We start from the raw sequence: 455 nt of genomic DNA on the forward strand, positions 1-455 counted from the left end.
CGGGTCGGGCCCCTGACCTGGTCCTGGCGCCATCAGAGCACCCAGAAGCGCAGCCCCGGGCCGCACGCCGGACCCGCCGCCGTGCCGACATGGAACAGGCCGTTACCGTCGGGTTCCCGGTCCTGGTACTCGGTGCCGGCGGCCAGCGCGAGGCAGCAGCCGAGGAGGTCCACGCGCAGGCCGACGGCCGGATCGCGGCGGAGGAACACCAGTGGGTGTGCCAACCCCTCATCGTCGTAGCGGGCGGCGGCAACGGCGCCCAGCCCCTCGGGCACCGGGTACATCTCCTCTGCGGATATCCAGCACGACGCCCTTCAGGTGGAGGGTGGCGTGCTCCAGAAGCTCCGTGAGGACCGCCCAGTTCCCTTGCCCGTGGAGATGACGGACATCGGCCGTCACGTCCGGCGGGTCTTCCAGCACCTGCGAAGCCGACCCGCTCCGTACTCCCCGCCTCC

The 455-nt window shown here is 71.9% G+C and carries 1 protein-coding gene; it reads right to left on the reverse strand.

Translation table 11 applies throughout. The annotated features are described in order from the left end of the window. Positions 1-32 precede the first annotated feature (32 nt). A complete protein-coding gene (locus A6R74_RS22870) occupies positions 33-275 on the reverse strand; it encodes a hypothetical protein (RefSeq protein WP_205634124.1) in 243 nt (80 codons plus the stop codon). Positions 276-455 lie beyond the last annotated feature (180 nt).

The sequence above is a fragment of the Halomonas sp. ALS9 genome (assembly GCF_001651035.1).
Taxonomy (GTDB): Bacteria; Pseudomonadota; Gammaproteobacteria; order Pseudomonadales; family Halomonadaceae; genus Vreelandella.